The organism is Flavobacterium sp. (genome assembly GCF_046317795.1).
In the GTDB taxonomy this organism is placed as follows: domain Bacteria; phylum Bacteroidota; class Bacteroidia; order Flavobacteriales; family Flavobacteriaceae; genus Flavobacterium.
The window spans coordinates 1-11,305 of sequence record NZ_JBKCVI010000168.1 but is presented as its reverse complement, the minus strand read 5'-3'; the positions used below and the strand labels follow the sequence as shown (position 1 = coordinate 11,305).

Below are 11,305 nucleotides of genomic sequence, written 5' to 3'. Positions count from 1 at the left end.
GGATATATTTTTAGAGCCCCTAATGATTATCCTCCAGGGCTTCCTGATCTTACTCCGGCAGTATCTTACACGGCTCCTTTCTCTGGAGTACCCAATAATGGTACCATAACTTTACCTGTAGCAGGTGGTGCCAGTCAGTTGAACTTATTGGGTAATCCATATCCAAGTGCTCTTAGTGCGGATGCCTTTTTATTAGACCCTGCCAATTCGGCTACTTTGAGTGGTACAATTTATTTGTGGACACACAATACGCCAATTGCCAATAATATTTATACGGGTAGTGATTATGCCATATACAACTATATGGGAGGAACTGTAGGTGGCGTACCAACAGGTCCAGCATCGAATCCAGGAGCCAACAACGAGATACCTAATGGTAAAATTGCCTCGGGACAAGGGTTTTTTATTAAAGGGCTTTCTAGTGGTGTTGCTACGTTCAAAAACAGTATGCGTATTGCGGGTAATAACGATCAGTTTTTCAGAATGTCTAGTAATACTACAACTACTAGTACTCCAGAAAAACACCGTTATTGGTTAGAGATTTCCAATACACAAGGGGCTTTCAAACAAGTCTTGGTAGGGTATGTAGATGATGCTACTTTAGGTCTTGACCGTTTGTACGATGGAGAAATGGTGGATGTGGGTAACGTTGTTACCCTCTATACTTTGGTTGATGATACAAAACTGACTATTCAAGGGCGACCAACTTTTGCTGTTACGGATACGGTTCCTTTGGGTTACAAATCAACTATTGTGGGTAGTTATTCTATTCATCTTTCGATGTTTGATGGTTTGTTTGAAACCCAAAACGTTTATTTAGAAGATACTTTATTGGGTGTTATTCATGATTTAAGACAATCCGATTATACGTTCACCACCGAAATAGGGTCGTTTGATACTCGATTTGTTTTGCGTTACACAACGGAATCTTTAGGTACTGATAATCCTATTTTCAATGAAAATACGGTAGTAGTATATAAAAACCAACAAGGATTGCATGTTTCTTCGGGTAATGTGATGATGGAAAATGTTACTATTTTTGACATTAGAGGAAGACAAATTGCAGTACAAAAACATGTAGGAGATACTGAAACGGTATTTACTACGTTGCCTAGCACCCAACAGGTGTTGTTGGTTAAAATAACCAGTGTTGATGGTGTGGTGGTGACTAAGAAAGTAGTGTATTAGGAAGTACGAAGTACGAGGTTTGAAGTACGAGGTACGAGTTTAGAAGTACGAGGTACGAAATATCAGGTACTAGTTAGGAAATACGAAGTACGATTTAGTATAAATTTAAAAAGAGTTTTCAGTTTTCTGGGAGCTCTTTTATTTTTGTTAGGGGTTTGCAAACCTGCTTGAAGGGAGTTAGTTTTTGCTACAAAGTCGCGAAGTTTTTGTTTGGGGTTCACAATGTAGCGCAAAGTTTTCACCATGTTTCACTAAGGTTTTGTACGAAGTTTAAATTTTTTTTTGCTGCAAAGTCGCGAAGTCGCGAAGTTTTTAATCATTTAGATGTTGTTGTTTTTTTGTTAATCCGTTTAATCTGTGGTAATCTGTGGCTTATTTTTTTGGTTTAACTACAAAGGTTTTCCATTAAGTTGATGAGTTTTTTTACTGCAAAGTCGCGAAGTCGAGAAGTTTTTGTGAGGGGTTCACAATACTGCCTGCCATGCCAAAGGCAGGTAAACCGGCAGTCAGGGTAGCGCAAAGTTTTTACCATGTTTCACTAAGGTTTTATAGGAAGAGACGGCTTCTCGATACTTTTCAAAATTTGTAATTTTGAAAAACTCGAAGTGACGTGTTATATGACGTCGGTTCGAGTGGTTTTGTGTTTAAAAAATGCAATTTTTTAAATACAAAATTGTATCGAGAACTCGATACGCTGCGCTACTCGAAGTGACGGTGATAGGATACTCAAAGTGACGGTGGAGTGGTGCTACTCCAAGAGACTTACCTATATTATGTTTTTTATTTGATAGTGTAACATCCCTAAAGTCCACTCAAGATGACAATTGCTCTGATGTGTTTTTTTAATTTTATTTTATAAATGTAGTTAAAATTACATTCAATATGTATTTCATCGATTTTTTGCGTTTTATATCGTTTTTATGAAATATATGTTAACAACATATTATCATTATTATTACTTTAACACATTAATTAACTTAATTTTTTTTATATTATGATGAATAACTACAATTCTCTGAGTTATCGAAAATTTTCGAAACTCAGCTCGCAAGAGCCAGAAGTAGTTGGGAATTCTTCCAATGCTAAAGGCAGTATGCGAACGTCGTGGCTTATGAGTGTAGTGCTATTTTTTCTACTTGTCTTAGGGAATGAAGCATTTGCTCAAGTAACCACTTACTCGTTCGCGCAAAGTTCAGGAACGTATACGCCAATTACGGGTGGTACGGTACTCGCCACGCAGACAACCCCAAATGGCACCTCTGCTGCTGCATTGGATGATGTGAACTATACGATTGCTTTACCATTTAGTTTTGTGTTTAATGGTGTTACCTATGCTTCAGGTAGCAACATTTATGCAAATACAAATGGATTTGTATCCTTTGGGACTACTGCTCCCACCGCGGGAACTTATGGTCCAATTGGTAGTACTAACGTTTACGATGGTGCTATCTCTGCCTTTGGTTTGGATTGTAATGGTGGTTACGCTGTAGTTGGAAGTGGTACCGCAGGTAGTGCTGTATTAACAGTTACGACAGGATCTACAGGACCTATTTTAATTGGTGCAACAATTTCTGGTACAGGTATTCCAACGGGTTCTACAGTCGTTTCAAAAACTGCAACGCAAGTGACAATTTCTGCTAATGTAACTTCGACAGGTTCAGGACGAACTTTTCATGTTGCTATGGGTCAAATTCGCACTGAAGTATTGGGTACTGCACCCAATCGATCTTTAGTGATCCAGTATAGAAATATGCGTCCTTACAATACGTCTTCAAATACTCTGGATTATCAAATTGTATTGAATGAAACGACCAATGCTGTTTCTGTAATTTATGGAACTGCTGTAGGGAGTACAACTTCTACTGCACCACAAGTGGGGCTAAGAGGGACGACTAACGCAGCTTTTAGTAATCGGTCAAGTACTACTTCATGGGCTTCAACTTTAGCTGGAACAGTCAATACTTCCTCTGTTACCTATAGTAGCACAGTGTTGCCTGCATCTGGTTTGACATTTACTTGGACGCCACCATCTTGTTCTGCTCCTGCATTAGGTGCAGTGTCCAATTTGACCAGTACTTCATCTACACTTAATTGGTCGGCGGCTTCTCCAGTTCCCTCTGGTGGTTATCAGTATGAAGTACGAACCTCAGGTGCAGCGGGTTCAGGAGCAACAGGTTTAGTTACAAGTGGTTCAACGACTGGTTTAAGTTTTAACGTAACTGGATTAACTGCAAATACAGCATATACATACCACCTTCGGTCTGATTGTGGGAGTGGAGTCTTTAGTTCTTGGAATTCATCCTCTTTTTTTACAGGGTATTGTATAGCTACTTCAACAGGTCAAGCTTCCTGGATTAGTGCTTTTTCAACTTCGGGGGGGACGGCAAATATCAATTATTCTTCACCCACTGCTGCTACAGGCACAGGTGGTTATCAAAATCTAACTGCAACGAATTCTGTTAGTGGTTTTGTTGGAGGTAGTTCAATTGGGCTATCGATGACTGCAGGTGGACCTACTTGTGGGTTTGGTGTTTGGGTCGATTGGAATAATAACTTCACGTTTGAATCAGGAGAGCGCGTTTTTGTGACCTCCGGTTTTGTTACGACAACTACAGGTAGTTTTTCTATTCCAGGTGGAACGGCAATCGGTACTTATCGTATGCGCGTTTTGGTAGATTTTAATGTCAGTGCTCCTGCAAGTGCTTGTGGAAATATAACTCGTGGAGAATATGTAGACTTTGCTTTTAATGTAGTGGCCGCGCCAAGTTGTACGCCACCAGGTGCGGCAACTTCGAGTGGTTTAACGGCAAATGGTGCTACATTAACATGGACAGCGCCAACTATTATTCCTGCCGATGGTTATGAGTTTTTCTTTGCTACGACCAATACAGCACCTACTGCAGGGACTACACCAAGTGGCACAACGGCGGCTGGGGTATTAACTACTTCGCTTTCTGGTTTAACACCACAAACTCAGTATTTCTTTTGGGTTCGTGCTAATTGTTCTCCTTCTGACAAGTCAGGATGGTCAGGGCCTACAACGTTTACTACTCCATGTGTGGCAGTCGCGATGCCTTACAGTGAGAGTTTTGAAACTGCTGTTGTGCCTAATTTACCAGCTTGTGTTACAAGTTCGCATCCTTTAACGCGTTCTACAACAACAACAGGTGCTGCTCCTAGACCAGGTACAATTTATCAAAATATTCGTTGGACACCAACGGTAAATAAATATGTTTATTCAGCTCCTCTTGCTTTAACTGCAAGTACCTCATATGATATGGGTGCTTGGTACTTAACAGATGGTATATCAGGTTGGACATCAATTAAATTATTTGTTAATACAAGTCCAACTGTTACAGGAGCTACTTTATTAACAACAGTTTCGAATGCAACAAATACTACCTATCAAAAAATACAGGGTAGTTATATTGCTCCAACAACAGGAACCTATTATTTCTTTATTGAAGTAATTCATACGAGTGGTCCAAATGATATGTCTATTGATGATTTGTTTGCTGTTATAACTCCAACATGTTTTGAGCCAACACCATTAACACCAACTACTACTCTAAATTCTGCAACAGTTTCATGGACGGCATCATCAAGTACTCCTGCAAATGGTTATGAATACATATATTCAACTACCAATACTGCTCCAACAGCTGGTTCTACGCCTACAGGTTCAGTGGCAGCTGGTGTAACAACAGCTACTTTTTCGGGTTTAACTATAGATACCAACTACTTCTGGTGGGTTAGAGCCAATTGCGATGGTGTTGACAAATCTGCTTGGGCTGCAGGTGCAACATTTCGTCCTGGATATTGTGTTCCAGTATATTCATTTGGTAAGACATCAGGAGATTTAATTTCAAACATTTCTATCACTGGTACTACTTTATCAAATAATTCAGGAACAGCGCAAACTAATCCTGCTTATACCTATTTTACGGGTCAACCTAACTTCACTGGAACGCTTCAAGCGGGTTCCTCATACAGTGTTAATGTTACTGTCGGTACATGGGGTGGTCAAGCTGTAAGGGCTTGGATTGATTATAATGATAATGGAGTGTTTGAAGCATCGGAAATTATCGGAGCTAGTACAATTGCTCCAGGTCAAGGAAATGCTGGGCCTTTTCCTCCTGCTTCATTTAATATAACTTTGGCTTGTAACCCTCCACTTGGAGTGCATAGAATGAGAGTTAGAAGTGTTTGGAATGTTGCGCCAACTACTATCGATCCATGCGCAAGTGCAGGTTATGGTGAAACAGAGGATTATGATGTTACTATTTCTGCTGCAGACCCATGTCCACAACCTTCTTCTTTAGCTGTTAATACAGTTACTCCAGTAAGTGCTAATTTAACATGGACTTTAGGTTGTGCTGAAACTAATTGGGAAATAGTTGTTCAAGCTGCTGGTGCTGGTGCGCCATCAACCGCTCCAGGAACGGGAATTGCTCTTACAACTACCTCTTATGCAGCTACAGGATTAAACCCTTCTACAAATTACGAGTTTTATGTACGTGCAGCATGTACACCAGGATCGCTATACAGTTCATGGACTGGTCCGTTTGCTTTTTCAACTCTTTTTGTAGCGCCTACGCCTTACAGTCAAAGTTTTGATACAACAACCACACCTGCAGAATGGTCGCTTACCAGTTTTACAATTGCTGCAGTTGCTAATTTAGCTCCTTCTACAAATGCGGTTTCAATAAATTTATGGAGTTCAACTCCATCAGGAAGTATATCAACCGTTAATATAGGTCCAGTTTTAGCAGATCAATTCTTATCTTTTGATTACAGATTGATAGATTTTGCTGCTGGTACTACTACCGTGCCAGGTGCTGGTACAGGTGATTATGTTGTTCAAATTTCAACAGATTTTGGAGCTACTTATACAAACCTAGAAACTGTTGCCAATGATGGTATCGGTGGATGGAGAAATAAATTGTATAATTTATCTACTTATGTTGGTCAATATATTAAAATTAGAATTAACGCAACTTGGGTTTCTGGTGACTATTATTTAGGTTTTGATAACTTCAAAGTTGGGCCAATATGTTCAGGAATACCAAATGGTGGTACTTCATCTCCTATTAGTCAAAGTGTTTGTCCTAATTTACCGGTGCAGCCATTTACTGTTGCTGGAGCAAGTAGCGATATTGGTATCGTTTACCAATGGGAACAATCTACAAACAATGGCGCAACATGGGCAAATGCAGTAGGTGGTTCTGGTGCAACTTCATTGTCTTATACACCACCAGTTTTTACAGGTACTACTATACAATATCGTTTAAAAGTTACTTGTACAAATGGACCAACTGAGAATTATTCAACAGTTTCAGAAATCAATACAAATTCTAATCCGCTGCCTTTGGCTCAACCATTTACTGTATTAAGTACATTGGGTGGCTGGACACAATCAGGAGGTTATTCAATAGGAACATTAAGAGGAGCAACAGGAAATCCTGGAGCTAATGCTTTTTCAAACTTAAGTTCTACAAATACTACCAATACTTTTACATCAGCTAAGTATGGTCCAGTTTTAGTGGGTCACACTTTGTCTTTTGATTTAAAAATATCAGACTTTGCTACACCATTTGGACCTCCAGCTGCTGGTTGGGGAACAATAGATGTTCAAGTAAGTACTGATTGTGGTATTAATTATACTACAATAGGGACTATCAATGATACACCAACAGCGTCTTACAGAAACTACAAATATTACTTAGGTGCTTTTGTAGGTCAAGGGGTAACTATTAGATTAACTGGAAACTGGTTAGCTGGTAGTTATGATGTATCGATTGATAACTGGAATATTGATATTCCAGCGCCACAAGTTACCGGTTTTACAACCACTCCTTCACCACTTTGTAGTGCTAGTAGTGGAACTGTGACGATTACTGGTTATGCTTTCAATGGTACTACTAACGTAACTGTTGGTGGTACTCCTGTTGCATTCACATTAAATAGTGATACTTCAATTACGGCCACAATACCAGCTGAATTTAATGCAGGTACTGGTACTATTGTAGTAACAACACCTTTAGGCACAGGAAGTAGCACAAACCCATTAACTATCAATACAAATCCTACCGTGTTACCAATTACTGGTGGTACAGAGTTGTGTATGCCAAATATACTAACATTATCATCTTCAACGGGTGGAACTTGGAATTCATTAAACCCAACTATTGCAACGGTTAACGCAAGTGGAGAAGTTACTGGAGTTTCTGAAGGTGTAGCTACAATAACCTACACAGTAAATGATGGTTGTTCAACAACAGTTTCCGCTAACATTAATGTTAGAGAAAAAGTTACCATCACCAGTAGCCCATCTAATGTAGTGGCGCTTACAGGTACAAATGCTCAATTCTCTACCTCTGCAACCGGTACAGGTTTATCATTTGTATGGCAGGAAGCTACTGACGGAAATGGAGATTTTTCTAACGTGACTATCGCTCCACCTTATAGTGTTTCTACTAGCACTGTTGGCAATGTTACAACTTCAACTTTAACAATTTCTGCTGTTCCTGGTGGTGATATCCCAACAGGTTACAATGGTAGAGAATACCAATGTGTGGTTTCAGGAACAAGTCCTTGTGGACCAGAAACTTCTGGAAGCGCGTTATTGGCTGTAGGTAATACTGGTATTGTTTCGAATCCTGTTTCAAACCCTGGTCTATGTAATACAGGAAATACTTCTTTCTCAATTGAAGCTTCTGGTGATGTTGATGGATATCAGTGGTATTTAGATAGAAATGATGCTAACCCACCTGTTCTTTTAACAAACGGATTAGTTGCCAATGGTATAACTTATTCTATTACTACATTTGACCCAACACCAGCTGCTTTCAATAATTTGAATTCTACACTTTCTTTATCAGGTATTGATTATGCAAATGGCGTTAATGGGTATACCTATTATGCAATTGTTTCGGGTCCTGCGAATAGTCCAACAAGTTCATCAGCTACCTTAAATGTAAGTGAGGGTGTATCAATTGGTACTCAACCATCTAATGTCTCTATATGTAGAGCATTGGGTACTGCTAACTTTAGTGTTGTTCCCTTAGGATCTGCTGGTACTATTCAATGGCAGGTTTCACCAAATGGAACTACTGGTTGGACAAATGCTGGAACGGGAGGCACTTTAGCTGTTCCGATTACAGGTTCCACCAGCGTAGGTGTTACCTACTATAGAGCAATTGTTAACGGTGTGTCACCATGTGGTTCAGTTACATCCGATGTAGCTACTTTAACGGTAACTCAACCAACAATAACGGTAACACCTAGTTCAGCAAGTTATTGCGTTCCTGGTTCTCCAGTAAGTTTAACGGCCTCAGGTGCTTCAACCTATACTTGGTCACCTGCTGCAGGTTTATCAGATACGACAGGTGCAACAGTTACGGCTTCACCATCAGCTAATACTACTTATACAGTAACCGGTACAGATGCTTCTGGATGTGTAAATTCTACTACAGTAAATGTAGTGGTAGGAAATGCAGTTTCTGCGCAAGCAACTGCTTCTGTAAGTGAAGTTTGTACAGGAAGTCCTGTTCAGTTAGATGCTGCTGGAGATCAATTATTTACTCCTTCCAATATTGGAGCTTATACACTTGATAATACAACATCACCATTTCAATCTATTGTTGGTGGTGCTGGAACTGTAGCGGTTACTTTATCCTCAACGGATGATAGTAACTCAGCCGCTCAAACTATACCATTTACGTTTAATTTTGGCGGAACTCCTTATACTCAGTTTATAATTAATTCAAATGGTTTCGTAAGTTTAGGAAATACCGCTCCTACTACAGACAATTATTTTGCTTTAAATGGTGCAAATAATAATGTTATTGCTGTATTTAACAGAGATTTGAATGGTAATAACACCACGTCAACTTCTTATTATGTTCAAACTACTGGAACAGCTCCAAACAGAATTACCAAAATAGAATGGGTAAATGTTAGAAGTTGGAGTGGTTCTGTAAATCCAAATACTGCAAATTTCCAAGTTTGGTTGTATGAGAGTTCTCATGTTGTAGAAATGCGTTATGGTTCTTTCACGTCATCTTCAGGTAGAACGACCGCCGGTACTGTTCAAGTTGGATTAAGAGGTGCAAGTGCTGCTTCTACAAATGTTAGATCTTTATCAAATACTGGTGCATGGTCTGCTCCAACATTAAGCGGAAGTAGTACTTCTTCTTGTGCATTAGGCACTTTTGCAGCTCCGCTTTTACCAGACAATGGTAGAGTGTATCGTTTTGCACCAGGAAATACACCATCATACACGTATGCTTGGTCATCTGTTCCTGCAGGATTTACTTCAACATTGAAAAATCCAAGTGTAAACCCTACAGTTAGTACAACCTATAGTGTTGTTGTTACTTCAACAATAACAGGTTGTAATGCTACAGCATCAACTCCGGTTAATGTTGTTTCAGATGCAGTAATTACTACTCAACCATCTGATCCGGCACCTATTTGTCAAGGAGGTACAACTACTTTATCAGTTGTTGCTTCAGGTCCTGGTTTAACTTACCAATGGAAATTGAATGGTGTTAATGTTGATGGAGCTACATCTGCAAGTTATGTAATAACTAATGCAGCAGTTGCGCAATCAGGAAATTATACTGTTTTGGTTACTCCATCTTGTGGAACTACTGCTACTAGTGATCCAGTAAGTTTGTTGGTTAATCCTACACCAACAGCTACTGCTCCTGCTCATCAATCCTATTGTTTTGGTTCTCCTATCAATGCTATACCTTTATCGGGTTCTCCAAGTGGTGTTGTATTTGATATTACAGGAGGTTCAAGCATAGGTTTAGATGATCAAACAGATGTAACAGAAATTCCTTCTTTTACTGGTATTGTTGGTACAGCTATTGTAACAATAACTCCAAAAGCAAATGAATGTACAGGAACTCCTGTTACTTATTCGGTAACAGTCAATGCTTTGCCAGAGGCACCAACTGCTGGTTCTAATTCACCACTTTGTGATGGATCTGGCACTATTAACTTAACAGCTTCTACGGTATCCATTCCAGGGTATTCTATAAATGCTAGTAGTGGTGTGGCATTTATCGATATCAGCACTTCAGGTACTTCTGTAGGAACGATTGCTGATGATAGCGAACATAACCTTACTATACCGTCTTTCACATACAATAACGTGACTTACACTACGGCAAGAGTTGGAAATAATGGTGTTTTAGCTTTTGGTTCTACTGCGGGTGATATCAACTATAGTAACAGAAGTTTACCTGCACCTCTAGGTGCCAATAATCTTGACCAACTTACAGGTGGTTTAATGACCAATGTTGGAGGCGCATCTCTGACTGCTATCTGTGCATATTGGGATGATTTAACACCAGGAACAGGAGGTTCAATTAGAACACAAACTGTAGGTAATAAATACATAGTTCAATGGACTAATGAAGACAGTTTTGCTGCTACAGGAACTGGAACTATTACATTCCAAATTCAGTTGGATTTATTATCAGGTCAAATACATTTAGTATATTCTGACGTTGTTTTTGTAGGAGCTACGGTTAATGATAATGCAGGTTCAGCTACTGTTGGGCTTAACTATAGTGCAACTGCAGGTCAACAATATTCATTCAATACTGCTAGCATAGTTTCTGGTCAAAGTATTTCGTATACACCAAATGTACCTACTTATTCATGGACAGGGCCTAACGGATTTACTTCATCATTGCAAAACCCTACGCTTCCTGCTACGGTTGCCGCTAGTGGTGTTTATTCTGTGAAAGTTGTTAACGGTTCTAATGGTTGTCAGTCTGCTGTTGCTACAACAAGTGTTACAGTAGGACCACAACCAGTATGGTACACCGATGCTGACAATGATGGTTATCCATCAAACGCGGCTACGGTACAAAGTTGTACACGTCCACTTAATGGTAAGTTGGCTTCAGAATTGACAGCCCTTACTGTTGATTGTAACGATGCTGTTGCTACTATTAATCCAGGACGCACAGAAATCTGTTGGAACAACATCGATGATGATTGTGATGGTTTATTATCAGAAGGATGTGCACCAGTTGTGGTAAACATGGCTACTGCCAATAATACAGTATTGCCGTCATTTGCTACAGCCGTTTCGGCT

The 11,305-nt window shown here is 39.6% G+C and carries 2 protein-coding genes; both read left to right on the top strand.

Annotated elements, in window-relative coordinates:
- Nucleotides 1–1,188, top strand: a 1,188-nt coding sequence (locus tag ACK5ON_RS10015; RefSeq protein ID WP_409822115.1) for a T9SS sorting signal type C domain-containing protein, incomplete at its 5' end; no start/stop codon positions are given.
- A 994-nt stretch (nucleotides 1,189–2,182) separates the two neighbouring features.
- The coding region (locus ACK5ON_RS10010; protein WP_409822113.1) for a GEVED domain-containing protein at nucleotides 2,183–11,305 on the top strand (9,123 nt) is incomplete at its 3' end.